Raw genomic sequence first — 16911 nt, 5'->3', positions numbered from 1 at the left:
TGCCGGCGTGCCGAGCCCGGCCCGTAGCCCGTCGCGGGCACCGACCCCGGCTGGTGCACGACCACCGTCGTGCCGGTGCCCGAGCGGTCGGGCACGAAGGTCGCGGGCGCGACGGCCGCCCGGGTCAACACGTCGGTGACGTCGGCCGGGCGCAGGCAGGGCAGGTCGGCGGGAAACACCGCCACGCCCGACCCCGGTCGCCACGACGACGCGACGCGGGTGCCGTCGCGCACCACGGCATCCAGCCCACCGCCGTCGTCGGGCACCAGACGCACCGGGAGGCGACGCAGGTGCCATGCGACGACGGGGTCGGAGGTGATGACGACGACGTCGCCGACCATGGGCGAGGCCGCCACTGCGGTGACGGTGTCGACGGCGAACGCGAGGGCCAGGGCGCGCCGCCGGGCGTCAGGGAGCTCCAGACGCGACTTGGCCGCCCCGAGCCGCTTCACCGGCATGACGGCGGTCACCGTGGTCACCGGGCGTCTGCTTTCCCGGTGGGCAGTCGCAGCACCATCGAGGTGCCATCGGGCCCGGATCGGCCCACCGACAGCTCGCCGCCCATCGCCTCCGCCAGCCCGTGCGCCAGGCCGAGCCCGAGCCCGATGCCCTCGTCTGCCCCGGGTTCACCGTCGATGCGCGAACCGCGCTGTGCGGCAGGGCGCTTCGGGCGGGCGAACGCGGTGAAGGCCCGCGGGATGAAGTCGTGAGGGATGCCGGGCCCATCGTCGTCGACGTACGTCACCACCCAGCCGCGGTCGCTCGTCAGGCCCGACCGCACCGTGACGTGGCCGCCCGGCCGGCCGTGCCGGATGGAGTTACCGACCAGGTTGAGCAGCACCTGCCGCAGCCGGCGACGGTCGGCGAGCACGGTCTCGTCGGCGACGTCGTGCGAGAGCTCGACGCGCCGCTGCTCCGCCTTCGTCGACAGGAGGCCGAAGACCTCAGCCACCACCTCGCCGACGACCACCCGCTCGACGGCGAGCGGGAGCGCGCCGGCCTCGATGCGGCTGAGGTCGAGCACGTCGGCGAGGAGGTCCATCACGTGGCCGGCCGCGGCGCTGATGCGGTCCAGCGCCTCCTGGCGGCGGGCCTCGTCGAGGTCGAGGGTGCCGAGCAGCTCGGCGAAGCCGACGATGGCCTGGATCGGGGTCCGCGCCTCGTGCCCGACGGCGGCCAGCAGGTCCGACTTGGCGCGTGAGTGCTCCTCGGCCGTCCGGCGCGCCGTCTCCGCCTCCAGCCGGGCGCGCCGGTGCCGCTCGGCGGCTCGGCGCTCGGTCAGGTCGAAGACGTTCACCACGTACTGCGCGGGGTCGCCCTCGCGGTCGTGGAGGAGCGAGACCGTCACCTCGACCTCGACGTCGCGGTGGCCCTGGGGGCGCAGCAGCGCCTCGAAGACCACCGGCGCGGCGCCGTCGCGGTGGAGCTCGTCCAGCCGTGCGTCGAGCGACCCCTCGCGGGGAGTCACGACGTCGGCGAGCCCTCCGCCGACCAGCCCGGCGCGCCCGCGCGCCAGCGACGCCAGGGCGGTGTTGCAGCGGGCGATCCGGCGGTCGAGACCGACGAGGGCCATGCCCAGCGAGTTGTCGTCGAACGACCGGCGAAAGCGCTCCTCGCTGGCCACGAGGTCGCCAACGAGGCCGGCGTGCTCGATCGCCACGGAGGCCAGATGGGTGAACCGGTCGACGAGCAACTGCTCGCGTCCCGACGGCCGGTGCGGTGCGTCGTGGTACACCGCGAAGGTCCCCACCGGCATCCCGTCACGTCCCTGGATCGGGGTGGACCAGCAGCTCCGCAAGCCGGCCGACTCCGCGTGGGCCCGGTACTCGACCCACCGAGGGTCGGTGCGCACGTCGGCGGTCACCACCGCGGTGTTGAGCGCAGCCGCGGTGCCGCAGGAGCCGGCGTGGTCGCCGATGGCGAGCCCGTCGATGGCGGCCACGTAGGGGACCGGCAGGCTCGGAGCGGCGCCGTGGTGCAGCGTGCGACGCTCCCGGTCGAGGAGCAGCACCGAGCAGCGGGCTCCGGGGATCAGCCGCTCCAGCGAATTGAGGATCTCGGCGAGCACGTCGTGCAGCGGGGCGGCGGCCGCGATCAGCTCGAGCACCTCGGTCTGCCGGTCGAGCATGTCCCGGGCGTCGTCCGGGTCGAGCACCGGCGCGTCCACCCCGGGGAGGTCGGCGGTGCTCATCCGTCGTCCACGAGCTGGTAGCCGATGCCCCGGACAGTGCGCAGCACCCGCGGTCGAGACGGGTCCTGCTCCAGCTTCAGCCGCAGCCGGTGCACGTGCTCGGTCACGGTCGCCTCCCCGAGCCACTCCGACGAGGAGTTCCACACCTTCTCGAGCAGCTGGCCGCGGGTGAAAACCTGGCGTGGGTGCGCGGCAAGGAACGCCACGAGGTCGAACTCCTTCGGGGTGAGCTCGACCTCCTCCCCGCCGCGCAGCACACGCCGGGATGCAGTGTCGACGCACAGGTCGCCGATCACGTGGGCCGCCCCCGCGGCCTCCGGGGCGGAGCGCCGCAGCACCGAGCGGATGCGCGCAGCGAGCTCACCGGGCGAGAACGGCTTGATGAGGTAGTCATCGGCGCCCAGGTCCAGCCCGACGATGCGGTCGGTCTCACCGCTGCGGCCGGACAGCACGATGACCGGGATGTCGGTGCGCCCGGTCCGACCACCCCGCACCGCACGCAGCACGTCCAGGCCGCCGAGGCCCGGCAGCGAGAGGTCGAGCACCACCAGCGCCGGGTGGTCGTCGCGGATGCGGCGCAGGGCCGAAGGCCCGTCGTCGGCCTCGACCACCCGGAAGCCGGCGTAGTCGAGCTGCCAGCGCACGACCGTGCGGATGGCCTCGTCGTCGTCGACCACGAGGACCACCGGGGCCTTGGTGTCGGCGGCCTGCTCGCGGGCGGTCTGGCTCACTCGTGATGCGTACCACAGCGGCCGGGGAAGGTCACGGCCCCTCCGCCGCTGTTGTGGCTCCGTTGAGAACCCCCGAGCCCCGCGGCTGCCACAGTGGGCGGATGACGACCGACCGCCCACTGCTGGGCTTCGGCCTCCCGGTGTCGGGCGCCTGGGCCGGGCGGGACACCGTCGTGCGCGTCGCCCGTCGGGCCGAGGAGCTCGGCTATGCGTCGCTATGGGCGTACCAGCGCACCCTCTGGCCCGCGGACGGCCGGCTCGGGCCGTCGCACCGCCGGGTGCTCGACCCAGTGGTGGCGCTCGCCCTCGCCGCCGGCCATACCGAGCGGATCGGCCTCGGCACGGCCACCGTCTGCGCCCCCTTCACCGCGCCGGCCCTGCTGGCCTCGACGATGGCCTCCCTCGACGTGGTATCCGGGGGGCGGCTCACCGTGGGCGTGGGGATGGGTTGGCTCCCCGAGGAACACGTGGCCGCGGGGGTGCCCATGGAGCGGCGCGGGGCCCGCTTCGAGGAGTACCTCCGCTGCCTCCAGGTCCTGTGGACCCAGCAGCCCGCGGAGTTCGCCGGCGAGTTCTACACCGTCCCGCGTTCCTTCCTGAGCCCCGTGCCGGTGCAGCGCCCACACCCGCCGGTGCTCGTGGGCGGCACCGCGGAAGCGGCACTGCGTCGAGCCGGGCGACTCGCCCAAGGCTGGATCGCCAGCAGCGCCCACGACCACGGCACGCTGCGATCGTGCGTCGACACCGTCCGCGCCGGCGCGGTGGACGCCGATCGCGACCCAGACGCCCTGCGGATGCTCGTCCGAGTCGTGCCCGAGCTCCTCGACGACGACCCAGGCTCCCGGCGGGCGCCCTTCCACGGGACTGCGGAGCAGCTGCTTGCCGACATCGAGGCGCTCGGCCGTCAAGGCGCCACAGAGGTCCTCCTCGACCTCAACCTCTCGCACCGGGTAGGAACACCCGAGATCCAGGCAGACGAGGCGCTCCGTCGCGCCGAGCGCGTGCTGGAGGAACTCGCGCCCCGAGGTTGAGGCGAAGTCTCGGCGATCCAGCCGTGCAGGCCTCTGGTGTTCGCTCGAGGTCGACGTCGGCGATCGACGCTGCACATGACCGTGAACGATGCATATCCGCTGCAAGAAAGGAGAGGGGCCTCTGACCCCAGCGTCTCCGCAGTTCAGAGGCCCTTCAACCCTGGTGCCCGCCGTCCGTCACTGCCGACTACTGGATCCGGGCAAACCGGGGCAGCTGACCTGTGGTCGTCGTCGGTCCGCACGAGCAGCCTCGGGATCGTCCATGGGGCGATGAGCATGCTCGTTATCTGGCTTCAGAGAGCAACCATCCGACACGTATCCGACACATGTGGCTGCGTCGAAGCACAGTGTGCCCGCGTTTTGGCAGGTCAGACGGCAGTTCCGGACGGTGGATGTGAAGGGACTCGAAGTGTTCTACCGCTTCACACGACTTGGACGACGGACCTCCTGACGGATCGTCGTCCTGTTGGAGGAGGTCTGCTCGCGGCTGAGTGACGCACCTCGATGTTCTCTCTCGGGGTCTGCCGCACCATCGGAAGGCAGTCCCCGCCCAGGGCTGGGATGGCAAGCGAAGTGCGCGCTTGCGACTCGAGGTGTGTCTTGTCGGTAGCGAAAGCGAAACTGGCGTAGACGCTTACAGAAAGGGCGAACGGGACCGCCCGGATCCGGCCCGCCTGGTCCACTTCGAGGCCGGGCTGGAGTTCGCCGCAGTTGCTGAGGCCTGCCTGGAGCGCGGACAGTTGCGCGGCTTCCACGAGAACGCATTCCATGCTGCCGAGCATTTGGCCAAGGCCGAGTTGCTGTCCTACGCGGCGGCTGTTCCCGAGGTCGCGGACTCGAAGACCCCATGGTCGCCTTCGCGGCACGTACCAGCTCTGGGCTCACCTGGGCAACACCGATCAGCGATTCTCTCGACTCCTGCAACAGCTCGATCAAGAGCGGCAAGCTGTGACCTACTGCGTCGGTCGCGATACGCGGGACGAGGCAGTGTCCCGCGAGCAGCTGGCAGTGTTGCGAGATCTAGCCGAATGGGTTCAAGGGGTTGTCGCCGGCGACGGTCACCGACAGATACGGCTGTACGCGACTCAAGACGTCTTGTCGGGTCAGATGGTGTCTCGAGACTCCACGAGCATCAGGCCGCCTCGTCGTTGACTCTGCGAGAAGGCCATCCCCTACTCGTGGAGGGGATCAAACCCTCCCCGCGCGAGAGCCCGACCGGAGCGGCGAAGGACACGTCAGCCACATCCTTGTGGCACGTATGTGGCACGCCGGGCCATCGCGAGCATCGATAGATGTAAATATCTGCAGTTCAAACCGTATATCTGCCCGATGTGGCACTCTACCTCCTAAAGAAGGTGTCGGCAGTTCGAATCTGCCCGAGGGCACCCTGCACACGAACGAACGCCCCCGAAACCTTGTGGTTTTCGGGGGCGTTCGGCTGCGCAGGGTGCCGCGTTGTCACCGCTGGGCGACTGAGGCTGATCAGTAGCGGCGGAACTCCGTGGGCGTGCCGAACATGTTGCGCTCGCTGCTGTATTTCCCGGGGCGCGGCGAGTCGATCATCATGTCGCCACCGGTGTAGATGCCGACGTGCCAGGCGGGGCTGCCGTAGAACACCAGGTCGCCCGGCTTCGGGGTGCTGACGCGGGTGCCCTCGCGCTGCTGCGCGGACGCGGTGCGCGGGATCGAGATGCCCGCCTTGCGGTAGACGTACTGGGTGAAGCCCGAGCAGTCGAAGCCGGCCGGGGTACTGCCGCCGTAGACGTAGGCGATGCCGAGCAAGCCGCGAGCGATGTTGACGATCTGGCTCGAGGACTGGGCGACGTTGGTGTTGACCGACGTGCGGGTCGTGGACCGGCTCGCCTTCGGCGCGGTGCGCGTCGAGGTGCGCTCGGCCGCCGCAACACGGCGACCCTCCGAGGTCTCCTCACGGACGACCGGCTTGGGCTTCGGCTTCGGCTTGGGCTTGGGCTTGGCGACAGCGGTGACACCGCTGACGCCGACGGCCTCGGCCTTGACCGGAGCCGAGACGGCCGGGGCGCTGATGGCCGGGGCTGCAGGAGCAGCAGCCGGGGTCACCGGGGCGGCGGCCTGGACGTCCTTGGCGGAGTCAGGTGCGGCAGAGGCCGGCAGCGCGAAGGCGGCCACGAGGCCACCCGAAGCTGCGAGCACCGCGGAGGCCTTGGCGCCGGTCACACCTGCACGGGATGCGATGACGGACAGTTCGGAGACAGGGTTGTGTCGCCCGGGGGCGCGGTGACGCCCATGAGTGGAGTGAGCCACGGTGAACCTCTCGATGCCTGCGGGGTGAGCTGTCGGGTTCGGGCGGAGGTTGCTGCCCGGCCAGTCGAGGACTGACTTAACCCCAAGGACCAACCAGCTGGTTGATCCAAAAGTGGTTCCCCCGCTCCTGCCAGCGGATTGCGTTGCAGTCGGCGACGGTGACAGGACTCGGCAATCCGTCGCGACAGTTCACCCCAGGGGAGGATGAACCTCGGCAACCGTACCCAACGAAACGGGCAAAGTCACGTTTGGGTCACGGCGCATTTTCGCCGCGCTCCGCGGCACCAAGCCTGACCTGCAGGAACGTCAGAGAAACGTGTGAAAAAAGATGGAGGGCGGGAACCGTGTCGGTTCCCGCCCTCCATCGTGCAGACCTGAGGTCACTCCACGGAGATGTGGACGTGGTCGTAGTGGTTCGCGGTGGCGGAGCCACGGTCCTCCATGGAACGCCAGCTCGAGGCGCCGGCGAGCCAGATCCGCTGCTTCCAGATCACGTAGGTGATGTTGAGGCGGCTCATGTTGTTGATGGCCCACCGGGCGACGGCGTCACCGGTCGAGCCCGACACCATGACGTCGACGGCGCGGCCGGTGCCGTGGTCGCCGGCACCGGCGCGGTAGCCACCGATGTTGGAGATGCCGAAGTTCGAGCGCACGGCCGAGCAGACGGTCGAGGCGTTGCGACCCAGGCCCTTGTCGCTGCACCAGCCGACGTAGGCGCCCGAGCCGATGCCGGACGGGACGCTCGTGGACCGGGTGGAGGAGCTGCTGGAGGAGGACGACGACGAGTCGCTGGACTCGCTCGTCTTCTCCTCGGGGGTCGGGGTCGGGGTCGGCTTCGGCTTCGGCTTCGGCTTCGCCACGGCGGACACGCCCGTGGGGCCGGCGGCCACCTTGCCGCTCACAGCAGCGGCGGGGGCGCTCACGGCCACCTCGGCAGCCGCCGACCCCGCGGCGGGGGTGCGGGTCGCGCTGCGCGACGTTGAGTTCTCGGCCGCCTGGGCGCGACCGGCCAGCATCAGGGCCGACGTCTGGCCGCCGAGCTCGATCTGCTCGGGCGCGGCTTCGACCGGAACGGCGACGGCGGCGGCGACGCTGGTGGCGAGGCCCAGACCAACGAGACCCTTGACCACGGTGGGCCGGGACATCGAGGACAGGACGCGGAGATCGGGACGTCGGGTCGCCTTTTGAGCGCGTCGACGACCGGCGCGGGTGTCAGGGGAAAGCACGAAAGAAACCTCTCGGTGGATCAGGGGATACTCCACGGTAACGGTGACATCACGCAAAGTCACATTCCGATAACGAGGCGCGCAGAGAAGCGTGCCACATTTCGGGCCCCAGTGGGGTCAGGCAGTCGCGGGAATCCGAGCGACGAAGACGTGCGAGGCGATGTCCTCCGGGAGCGAGACACCGGTGGCTTCGTCGGCCCCCGCCAGGACCGCGATGATGCGGCCCCCGTCGCGGCGGACGACCGCGAGCTGACCCGGCAGCAGACCGGCCGCGGTGATGAGGCTGAGCGCCTCGTGGTCCATCTGTGCGGGCTCCCCGATCCGCCGCACCGTCACGGTGACCGTGTCCTCCTGTGCCACCTCGGTCAGGGTCTGCAGGCCCGTGCGGAAGTCCTCGCCGAGCGCCTCACCGAACTCGTCCAGGCCGGGGATGGGGTTGCCGTAGGGCGATTCGGCGTGGTCGGCGAGCAGCGCGAGGATCTTGCGCTCGACCCGGTCGGACATGACGTGCTCCCACCGGCACGCCTCGTCGTGGACGAACTCCCACTCCAGGCCGATGACATCGACGAGGAGCCGCTCGGCGATCCGGTGCTTGCGCATGACCCGGGTGGCAAGGCGGCGACCCTCCTCGGACAGCTCGAGGTGGCGGTCCCCCGCGACAGTCAGCAGCCCGTCGCGCTCCATGCGGGCCACGGTCTGCGAGACGGTCGGGCCCGAGTGGCCGAGCCGCTCGGCGATCCGCGCGCGCAGGGGCGTGATGCCCTCTTCCTCGAGTTCGAAGACGGTGCGGAGATACATCTCCGTGGTGTCGATGAGATCGGTCACGCGACCAGTCTCTCATCACGCCCGGACAGCTCGTGCCGCTCCGCGGCGGGGATCGTATGCCGGGAGCCACCGTCCCAGCATCGGCGCACCTCCCAGCACGAGGAGTCCCAGCACGACGCACGCCGGCCCGAGGCCCGCGAGAGCCGTGACGATGCTGACGAGAAGCGGGGCACCGTTCTGCCCGATGAGGGACATGAACCGCCACACGGACAGGAACTGGGCCCGACCTGCGACAGGCGCCAGGTCCGCCCCCAGGGTCTGGACGATGCCCGAACCGATGCCGTTGCCGATCCCCATGACCGTCGAGACGGCCGCGACCGCAGCGAAGCCGTGCGACAGCGGGAGCAGCACCATCCCGGCCCCGAGGACGAGCAGGAACGGCACTGCGATCCACACGCGACCGAACCGGTCCATGACCGTTCCGGCCGGATAGAAGAGCAGGACCTCCGCGGCACCGGCGATCCCGAAGATGAGCGCTGTCTGGCTGTCACTGATGCCGACCGATTCGGCCCAGAGCGGCACGATGACGAACCGTCCCTGTCGGGCCGCCCCGACGAGGAGGACCCCGACACCGATCGTCGCCAACACCTGCCGGTGCCCCCGCAGGATGTCACCGAGCGTCACCCGCTCCGTCCCGGCCGACGCCTCCGGCGTGGCCCCTTCGCTCGTGACGCCGACAGCCTCGTCGTCGTCGGGCATTCCGAACCAGGCCCACACGGAGGCGAGGAGTCCCGCGACGACCGCGACGGCATACCCCGCCTGGGTTCCCCACGCCGCGATGAGCGGCGCGCCGACAAGGGGACCGACGAACAGGCCGACGCGCTGCACGCCACCCATCGTCGACATCGCGCGCGCCCGGATCCGGACAGGTGCACGCGCGGTGAGCCACGACTGTCGAGCGAGCAGGAAGACCGAACTCGTCATCCCCATGAGACCGATGGCGATACCGAGCACCCAGAGGTTCGGTGCGAGGAAGGCCAGAAGTGCCCCCAACGCATCGACGATCGCCGCTCCCGTCAGCGCGCGCCGCTCCCCGATGCGCGCGACGAGTGAGCCCGCGGGCAGCGATGACGCGAACGCCGAGAGCGCCTCGATGATGACGAACGTCGCGGCGAGGGCCACGCTCGCTCCGAGGTCGCGGGCGCTGAGGGCCACGACCGGTGCCACCGCCCCGACGCCGACCGACCACACCGCGGTCGGGCCGAAGGCCGGCAACGCGATGCTCTTGAGCGAGAACTCGTCGGGGCCGGCCACGATGCCCACCCTGACACGTAGGTTGGTCCCCGAGACGGGTCGCCCGGCGATCCGCGACCTTGATCCACACCGCGGTGCATCGGCGTGCACAATGTTGCTGCCCGACCACCGGAAGAACCCGAGACGAGGGAACCTGTGACATCGCAGTCCGACACCCCCCAGCCCACCGCTGCCCCGACCACCGCACCGGATCCTGACTTCCGGCCCGGCCTCGAGGGAGTCATCGCTTTCGAGTCGACCATCGCCGAACCCGACAAGGAAGGCGGCGCGCTCCGCTATCGCGGCGTCGACATCAAGGACCTCGTCGGACGCGTGAGCTTCGGTCAGGTCTGGGGCCTCCTCGTCGACAACGAGTTCGACCCGGGCCTGCCTCCGGCCGAGCCGTTCCCGCTGCCGGTGCACTCCGGCGACATCCGCGTCGACGTGCAGTCGTCGCTGGCACAGCTCGCGCCGGTCTGGGGCTTCAAGCCCCTGCTCGACATCGACTCCGCGGAGGCCCGCGACAACCTCGCCCGCGCATCCGTGATGGCACTGTCGTTCATCGGTCAGTCCGCGCACGGCCAGACGTCCCCGATGGTGCCGCAGAGCCGCGTGGACGAGGGCAAGACGATCGTCGAGCGCTTCATGATCCGCTGGCGCGGCGAGCCCGACCCCAAGCACGTCGAGGCCATCGACGCCTACTTCATCTCCGCTGCCGAGCACGGCATGAACGCCTCGACGTTCACCGCCCGCGTCATCGCCTCGACCGGCGCCGACGTCGCCGCCTGCATCTCCGGTGCGATCGGCGCCCTGTCCGGCCCGCTCCACGGCGGCGCACCGTCCCGCGCCCAGCACATGATCGAGGGCGTCGAGCGCACCGGCGACGCCACGGCCTACGTGCAGGGCGTCCTCGACCGCGGCGAGCGCCTCATGGGCTTCGGCCACCGCGTCTACCGCGCCTACGACCCGCGCGCGGCGGTCCTCCGTGACACCTGCAAGCGACTCGGCGCCCCGCGCTACGAGGTAGCGGTGGAGCTCGAGAAGGCCGCGATCGCCGCCCTCGCCGAGCGCCACCCCGAGCGCCGCATGGAGACCAACGTCGACTACTGGGCTGCGGTGCTCCTCGACTTCGCCGAGGTCCCCGGCGAGATGATGACGCCGCTCTTCGTGGCCGCCCGCACCGCCGGCTGGGCCGCGCACATCCTCGAGCAGAAGGAGACGGGCCGCCTCATCCGTCCGAGCTCCCGCTACATCGGCGAGGGCCCCCGCGGCATCGAGTCGGTCAAGGGCTACCGCGCGAGCTGAACCCGACCACGCACGCCGAGCGCCCGGCATACCGAAGAAGCTGTTTCGGTATGCCGGGCGCTCGCGTTGCGGGACCGCCTTCCCTTTCGGCGGTGGTCGCCTGCCCGGCATCCGGACGGCGTCCCGGTGGGTGAACTCACACCGGAAGGGGTCTGTTTCTGGGGGAGGATGGCCCGGTGACTGACGCAGCCATCACCATCCCCGCAGACCTCCTCCCCACCGACGGACGCTTCGGCTCCGGACCCTCGAAGGTCCGCCCCGAGCAGGTCGAGTTCCTCGCCTCACTCGGCTCCACCGTCCTCGGCACCTCCCACCGACAGGCCCCGGTCAAGAACCTCGTGAAGTCGGTGCGCTCCGGCCTCGCGGACCTGTTCTCCCTGCCGGAGGGCTACGAGGTCATCCTCGGCAACGGTGGCGCGACGGCGTTCTGGGACATCGCGGCGTTCGGGCTGGTGCGCGAGCGCGCGCAGCACCTCGCGTTCGGTGAGTTCTCGAGCAAGTTCGGGGCCGTCACGTCGAACGCCCCGTTCCTCGGCGAGTCCTCGATCATCAAGAGCGACCCGGGCACGCGCCCCGTCGCGGTCGCCGAGGACGGCATCGACGTCTACGCCTGGGCGCACAACGAGACCTCGACCGGTGTCATGACCGACGTGCAGCGCGTGGCAGGTGCGGCCGACGACGCACTCGTCCTCATCGACGCGACCTCGGGTGCCGGCGGTCTGCCCGTCGACGTGTCGCAGACGGACGTCTACTACTTCGGCCCGCAGAAGTGCTTCGCCGCCGACGGTGGCCTGTGGCTCGCGCTCTTCTCGCCGGCCGCGTTGGCTCGGGTCGACGAGATCGCCGCGTCGGGTCGCTGGGTGCCGGACTTCTTCAGCCTCCCCACGGCGATCGACAACAGCCGCAAGGACCAGACCTACAACACCCCCGCCGTCGGCACGCTCGCGCTGCTCGACTCGCAGGTCCGCTGGATCAACGAGCAGGGTGGCCTCGACTGGGCCACCGCTCGCACGGCGGACTCGTCGGGTCGCCTCTACGCCTGGGCCGACTCGGTCGACTACGCCACGCCCTATGTCGCGGACCCGGCGGCTCGCTCGCAGGTCGTGGCCACGATCGACTTCGACGACGCCATCGACGCCTCGGTCATCGCGGCGACGCTGCGTGCGCACGGCGTCGTCGATGTCGAGCCCTACCGGAAGTTGGGTCGGAACCAGCTCCGCGTCGCGACGTTCCCGGCCGTCGAGCCGGAGGACGTGAGCAAGCTGATCGCCTCGATCGAGCACGTCGTCTCCGCTCTCTGACGCACGTCCGGCGGAGCCCACCACACCCCGGCTCGCCACACCCGCCTCACCTTTTACGGGTTCCCCGCTAAACGGGTCCCGAGCAAGAGAACTGTTCTCTTGCTCGGGACCCGTTTCCCTTGCTCGGGGCCGCGGCGTGTTCCTCATCACGGATGGGTTTTCCGAGTCGAGTTTCCCCGGGTAACCTTGCGCGGGTGCGCCAAGGACGGCGCCGGGGAAGGAGAGCTGACATGGGTGTTGGCACACATCGAGCGGCTCTGGCCGCACTGCGGACCACCACCGGACGACGCGTGGCGGGGGCCATCGCTGCGTTGGCCGTCACGACGACTGGGGTGGCCGCCGTGGCAGCCACCGAGCCGAGTGCGCAGGCTCGCCCGCGCATCGTCGTTCCCCCGGTCGAGGTCCAGCAGGCCGATGGCGTGACCACTCTCCCCGCTCTCCCGGCCCTTCCCGAACTCGCCCTCCCCGAAGCCAACGCCTCGATCCCTCCGGAGTCCCTGCCCGGCTCGACCGAGCTCCAGACCTGGGGCCTGTCCAGCGTCGCGAGCGGCATCCCCGCCCAGGCTCTGGCGGCCTACCAGGCGGCCGAGCGACTGCTCGCCAGCGCCGACCCCGGCTGCCGCATCGACTGGGCCCTGCTGGCCGGCATCGGCAAGGTCGAGAGCGACCACGGCCGCTGGGGCCGCAACCTCCTCGACGCCGCCGGCACTGCCGTTCCGGGCATCTTCGGGATCCCGCTCAACGGCTCCGGTGTGGCGCGCATCCTCGACACCGACGGCGGCCGCTATGACCGCGACGTCGTGTTCGACCGCGCCGTGGGTCCCATGCAGTTCATCCCCGGCACGTGGAAGTCCGTCGGCGCCGACGGCAACGGCGACGGCAGGAAGGACCCGCAGAACCTCGCCGACGCCGCCACCGCGGCCGGCATCTACCTCTGCTCCGGCTCCGGTGACCTCACCCAGCCAGGGGACCTGACGCGGGCTGTCCTCCGCTACAACCACTCGATGGACTACGTCGCCACGGTGACGAGCATCGCGGCGTCCTACCGCGCCGGGCACAGCGTCGTTCCGGCAACCGCCCTCCCGTCGGGCTACGGCCAGCAGGCGCCCTACCTGCCCCCGGCCGGCGCGCCTGCCCCGACGGCCACTCCCAGCGGTTCGGCCACGCCGGCCCCCACCACCGGGACCACACCCGCCCCGAAGCCGACCACCGGACCCGGCACGCCGGCGCAGCCGAAGCCCACTCCGACGGGCACGACGCCGAAGCCGGCAACGACTCCCAAGCCGTCGTCCAGCTCGCCGCTTCCCCTCCCTGCCGCTGCCCAAGGTCACGGCCATTCCCCTTCCGTCGACGACGGTCGCGGTCGACCCCGACCCGTTCTCGCCGGGCGACACCGTGAAGATCACGGCCGGTGAATACCTCGGCCTCTCCGCCAAGATCCTCAAGGTCGACACGACCAAGAAGACCGTCACCGTCGAGCTCGTCGTCCTCGGCATCAAGCTGCCGATCGTCCTCCCCTACGGCTCGGTCCAACTCCTCCCCTAGGGTGAGTCCATGTCACGCCGCTTCTCGCCCCGTCGTACCCCGCGCCGGGCTGCAGCCGTGACCCTGGCCGCCCAGGCGGCGACCGTCGTCGGCCTGCTCGTCTTCGACTCCAAGCGCAAGAATGACCGGCCCGTGATCCGACTCCCGCGGGCCGAGTCGCACGACTCCCCGTGCCGGGCGGCGACCCGCGGATCTACACCTCCGGCGAGTCGCGCTTCGAGGACATGCTCGCCGACATCGACGCCGCCCAGCACCGGATCTTCTTCGAGTCGTACATCTGTAAGGGCGACGACACGGGCCTGGCCTTCCGTGAGGCCCTCGTCCGCGCTCACGACCGCGGGGTCGAGGTCTTCGTCGCCTTCGACGAGTTCGCCAACCTCGTCGTGCCGCGAGCCTTCTTCCGCGTGCTGCAGAGTATTCTCGAAGGGTTGAAATGACCGAATTCTTCGCCCGTATCGAAAAGGAACTGGACGGGCTGGCCGGTGCCAGCATGTCCCGCTTGCCCAAGCGTAAATACGATATAGCCGCCGTCAAGGCGAACTGGCTGGCGGTGCTGGAAGATTACCCCAAGGCCAATTTCCACTTTCCGCGCTTTCCCGATGAGTGTGTCGAGGTGACCTGGCAGGGCGACCGCTATCTGGCCTTTGGCACCTCGGGCGAGGGCATTCTGGCCGAGGCCGCCGATGGCACGATCCGGCTGCTGAACCCGGTGGAGGAAGTCTTCGACGAGGAAAGCGTCTTCGTGAACAGCAACCCGGATGCCTTTGTCCGCTGTTACTGCCTGTTCATGGCGGCGGTGTTCACGGCCAAGGGCTATCCGGGCGATCTGAAACAGCACATGCCGGCGATCACCGACCCGCTGCGCGATCAGTTGACCGATGCCGACCCGCCGGCGATGGCTGAGCCCGCCTTCTGGTGGCAACTGCACTATATGCTGGACGACCTTATCTTTCCGCTGGCGGTGCCGATTCTCGATTACCTCGAGACCGGGCGCATGGGCTGATCCTTGACCGGCCGATCTCGGCCGCTTCCCCTAGCCCCTCCCACCCCTCACCCCCGACTGAATGCACTGATTGCCAGTTGGAAGGGTTGTTCGCTGACGCTCACAACTCTTCCAAACTGGCAATCAGTGCATTGGGGCAGAGGAGCGCGACCGGGCGGCGCAGTGGATTGCGGGGTGCGTGCGTTGGCGCAGCACTGTGGGGTGGTTCGTGCGTTCGCGGCGAAGTGCACTGCGCGGTGCGTGCGTTCGCGACGAAGGAGCGACTGAGCGCGCACCGCACAGTGCACTTAGCCCCGGCGGGAGCCGCAGGACTGGCACCGCTCAGTTCACAACGGCATACACGACCGCGACGACGAGCACGATGGCGAGAACGCCGAGGGTCATCCGCCGACGAAAGGTGGGGGTCATCGCGCAGCCTCGGGGGCCGGTTCGGTGACGGCGTCACGCGCGGGCACGGTCTCGATGGTGATGCGCGGCGACCGCTGCGACTCGTAGCTCACCCGGACATTCTCCCTCCGGGCCAACCAGGTCATGACAGCGACGAGCGTGATGCCGACCGCGATGGGTCCGATGGCGATGGTCCAGCGGGCTCCCCAGACCTCTCCGATCCAGCCGATGATCGGGGCACCGATGGGGGTGCCTCCCATGAAGATCGCCATGTACAGCGCCATGACACGTCCGCGCACGAGCGGGTCGGTGCGCAGCTGCACCATCGCGTTGGCCGTCGTCAGCGCGGTGAGCGCCGAGAGCCCCGTCGGGATGAGCGCGACGGCGAAGAGCGTGTATGTCGGAGCCAATGCCGCCGCCGCCGTCGACAGCGTGAAGCCGGCCAGAGCGACGAGGAGAGTACGCAGGCGGGGGTTGGCCCGACGTGCGCTGAGCAGCGCCGCCGACAGCGAGCCGATGGCCATGATCGAGCCGAGGATGCCGTACTCGGTCGGGCCCTTGCCGAACTCCTGTGTCGCCATGAGCGCCGTCGTGACCTGGAAGTTCATGCCGAACGTTCCGAGCACGAACACGAGGAGCATGACGACCTGGATGTCGGGCCGGTTCTTGACGTAGCGGACGCCGTCCCGGATCGCCCCCTTGCCGCGGGTGAGTGGCGCGGGGATGAGATCCCCCGGGCGCAGCAGCAGCAGGGCTGCGATCACGAAGACGAAGGTCCCGACGTTGACGAGCAGGGTCCATCCGGTGCCGTAGCCCGCGATCATGAGTCCGGCGACGCCGGGGCCGATGAGCCGGCCTGCGTTGAACGAGGCACTGTTGAGCGCGACGGCGTTGGCGAGCTTGTCGCGCGGCACCATCTCGGAGACGAACGACTGGCGGGCCGGGTTGTCGATGGCGGTGATGACGCCCTGGACCAGCGCGATGGCATAGACCTGCCACAGGGTGGCGACATCGAGGAGCACGAGGCCGGCGAGGACCAGGCTCGTCAGCAGCAGGAGGGACTGGGTGACGAGCAGGATCCGGCGCTTCGGGAAGCGGTCGGCGATGGCTCCGGCCCACGGCGCCAGCACGAGGAAGGGCAGGAACTGGAGGCCGGTGACGATGCCGAGCGCCTGGCTCGAGTGGTCGGTGAGCTCGGTGAGAACGAGCCAGTCCTGGGCGACGCGGCCCATCCAGGTGCCGACGTTGGAGACGAAGGAACCGGCGTAGTAGATGCGGTAGTTCCGCACGGAGAAGGACGTGAAGGTGGGGCTCACTCGTTGGCCACCTTCGTGAGGATCGCGGCGGCGCGCTGGAGGACGGCCTGCTCCTCGGGGTCGAGGTGCCCGACGCGCACGGCCATCCAGGCGTCACGCTTGCGCCGGGTGTCCTTGAGGGCCTGTCGGGCCTCGTCGGTGAGGGTGACGATGACCTGGCGCCTGTCGGTGGGGTCCTGGGCGCGCTCGACCCAGCCGCGCTCGGCGAGGCCGGCGACGGTGCGGGTCATGCTCGGGGCGCTGACGCGCTCGATCTCGGCGAGTTCGCCGGGAGTGCGTGGCGACTCCTCGAGTCGGCACATGACCGAAAACTGGTGTGGCGCAATGGAATCCGTGCTCTCGTAGCGGACCCTGCGCGAGATGCGCATGCAGGCCAACCGGAGTTCACCGGCAAGTGAGGACACCGCGGAAGGCCGCAGTGCGGCATACGAAGGCGTCTGTTCACTCATGATACTTAGCCTAACTCATTACGTCGGCTAAGTATTTCCCCCAAGGCGGGTGCGGCCTCCGCCACGTGATCCGTGTCAACAGGCA

At 69.9% G+C, this 16911-nt stretch carries 16 protein-coding genes and 1 riboswitch; of the genes, 7 read left to right on the top strand and 9 right to left on the bottom strand.

Annotated elements, in window-relative coordinates; translation table 11 throughout:
* From cofC to N803_RS14525, 3 genes are all read right to left on the bottom strand, one after another.
* The coding region (cofC, locus tag N803_RS14535) for a 2-phospho-L-lactate guanylyltransferase (RefSeq protein ID WP_052112328.1) at positions 1-479 on the bottom strand (479 nt) is incomplete at its 3' end.
* Positions 476-2191 carry a sensor histidine kinase gene (locus N803_RS14530; RefSeq protein ID WP_035906583.1) on the bottom strand — a complete coding sequence of 572 codons (1716 nt, stop codon included), beginning with the start codon at positions 2189-2191 and terminating at the stop codon, positions 476-478. The genes cofC and N803_RS14530, both read right to left, overlap by 4 nt.
* On the bottom strand, positions 2188-2922 hold the full coding sequence (locus N803_RS14525; RefSeq protein ID WP_169743103.1) for a response regulator: 735 nt from the start codon (positions 2920-2922) through the stop codon (positions 2188-2190). Before N803_RS14525 ends, N803_RS14530 begins: the two co-directional genes overlap by 4 nt.
* Before the next feature lie 101 nt (positions 2923-3023).
* Here N803_RS14525 and N803_RS14520 point away from each other — a divergent pair, with 101 nt between their 5' ends.
* Complete coding sequence (locus N803_RS14520; protein WP_035906581.1) at positions 3024-3953, top strand: TIGR03619 family F420-dependent LLM class oxidoreductase; 930 nt, start codon at positions 3024-3026, stop codon at positions 3951-3953.
* A gap of 1482 nt (positions 3954-5435) precedes the next feature.
* Here the strand turns inward: N803_RS14520 and N803_RS14510 are convergent.
* From N803_RS14510 to N803_RS14495, 4 genes are all read right to left on the bottom strand, one after another.
* Complete coding sequence (locus N803_RS14510; RefSeq protein WP_052112327.1) at positions 5436-6149, bottom strand: C40 family peptidase; 714 nt, start codon at positions 6147-6149, stop codon at positions 5436-5438.
* Between the two features lie 89 nt (positions 6150-6238).
* A riboswitch (cyclic di-AMP (ydaO/yuaA leader) is annotated at positions 6239-6401 on the bottom strand.
* Between the two features lie 215 nt (positions 6402-6616).
* Positions 6617-7462: a VldE C-terminal domain-containing protein gene (locus N803_RS18940; RefSeq protein WP_156969799.1), complete on the bottom strand. Its 846-nt coding sequence runs from the start codon at positions 7460-7462 to the stop codon at positions 6617-6619.
* 117 nt (positions 7463-7579) lie between these two features.
* Positions 7580-8287, bottom strand: coding sequence for an iron-dependent transcriptional repressor DtxR (locus tag N803_RS14500; protein ID WP_035906575.1), 708 nt, complete (start codon positions 8285-8287; stop codon positions 7580-7582).
* A gap of 15 nt (positions 8288-8302) precedes the next feature.
* Positions 8303-9541: an MFS transporter gene (locus N803_RS14495; RefSeq protein ID WP_035906643.1), complete on the bottom strand. Its 1239-nt coding sequence runs from the start codon at positions 9539-9541 to the stop codon at positions 8303-8305.
* 135 nt (positions 9542-9676) lie between these two features.
* Here N803_RS14495 and N803_RS14490 point away from each other — a divergent pair, with 135 nt between their 5' ends.
* From N803_RS14490 to N803_RS14470, 6 genes are all read left to right on the top strand, one after another.
* Positions 9677-10825, top strand: a complete 1149-nt coding sequence (locus tag N803_RS14490; RefSeq protein WP_052112325.1) for a citrate synthase 2 — start codon at positions 9677-9679, stop codon at positions 10823-10825.
* 176 nt (positions 10826-11001) lie between these two features.
* On the top strand, positions 11002-12126 hold the full coding sequence (serC, locus tag N803_RS14485) for a phosphoserine transaminase (RefSeq protein WP_035906574.1): 1125 nt from the start codon (positions 11002-11004) through the stop codon (positions 12124-12126).
* A 230-nt stretch (positions 12127-12356) separates the two neighbouring features.
* Positions 12357-13541 (top strand): lytic transglycosylase domain-containing protein, encoded by a 1185-nt coding sequence (locus N803_RS18405; protein WP_052112324.1) that lies wholly within the window; start codon positions 12357-12359, stop codon positions 13539-13541.
* Positions 13522-13671, top strand: a complete 150-nt coding sequence (locus N803_RS18610; protein ID WP_169743102.1) for a KOW motif-containing protein — start codon at positions 13522-13524, stop codon at positions 13669-13671. Before N803_RS18405 ends, N803_RS18610 begins: the two co-directional genes overlap by 20 nt.
* 170 nt (positions 13672-13841) lie before the next feature.
* Positions 13842-14108, top strand: coding sequence for a phospholipase D-like domain-containing protein (locus N803_RS14475; RefSeq protein ID WP_035906572.1), 267 nt, complete (start codon positions 13842-13844; stop codon positions 14106-14108).
* Positions 14105-14674, top strand: a complete 570-nt coding sequence (locus N803_RS14470; RefSeq protein ID WP_035906570.1) for an SUKH-4 family immunity protein — start codon at positions 14105-14107, stop codon at positions 14672-14674. Before N803_RS14475 ends, N803_RS14470 begins: the two co-directional genes overlap by 4 nt.
* Before the next feature lie 404 nt (positions 14675-15078).
* Here the strand turns inward: N803_RS14470 and N803_RS14465 are convergent, their stop codons facing one another.
* Entirely contained in the window at positions 15079-16377 is a 1299-nt protein-coding gene (locus tag N803_RS14465) for an MFS transporter (RefSeq protein ID WP_035906567.1), read from the bottom strand.
* The gene (locus N803_RS14460; RefSeq protein ID WP_052112323.1) at positions 16374-16826 is read right to left on the bottom strand and encodes a MarR family winged helix-turn-helix transcriptional regulator; all 453 of its coding nucleotides are present in this window, start codon (positions 16824-16826) and stop codon (positions 16374-16376) included. Before N803_RS14460 ends, N803_RS14465 begins: the two co-directional genes overlap by 4 nt.
* Positions 16827-16911 lie beyond the last annotated feature (85 nt).

It is taken from the genome of Knoellia subterranea KCTC 19937, from assembly GCF_000768685.1.
GTDB classification, from domain to species: Bacteria; Actinomycetota; Actinomycetes; order Actinomycetales; family Dermatophilaceae; genus Knoellia; species Knoellia subterranea.
The sequence above is the reverse complement of the archived record's forward strand: the minus strand, read 5'-3'. Positions and strand labels throughout refer to the sequence as shown.

Excerpts from the sequence above, each read along its gene's own strand:
- N803_RS14530 (WP_035906583.1), bottom strand. The coding sequence starts at position 2,191 with ATGAGCACCGCCGACCTCCCCGGGGTGGACGCGCCGGTGCTCGACCCG.
- N803_RS18405 (WP_052112324.1), top strand. The coding sequence starts at position 12,357 with ATGGGTGTTGGCACACATCGAGCGGCTCTGGCCGCACTGCGGACCACC.
- N803_RS14460 (WP_052112323.1), bottom strand. The coding sequence starts at position 16,826 with ATGAGTGAACAGACGCCTTCGTATGCCGCACTGCGGCCTTCCGCGGTG.
- N803_RS14470 (WP_035906570.1), top strand. The coding sequence starts at position 14,105 with ATGACCGAATTCTTCGCCCGTATCGAAAAGGAACTGGACGGGCTGGCC.
- N803_RS14520 (WP_035906581.1), top strand. The coding sequence starts at position 3,024 with ATGACGACCGACCGCCCACTGCTGGGCTTCGGCCTCCCGGTGTCGGGC.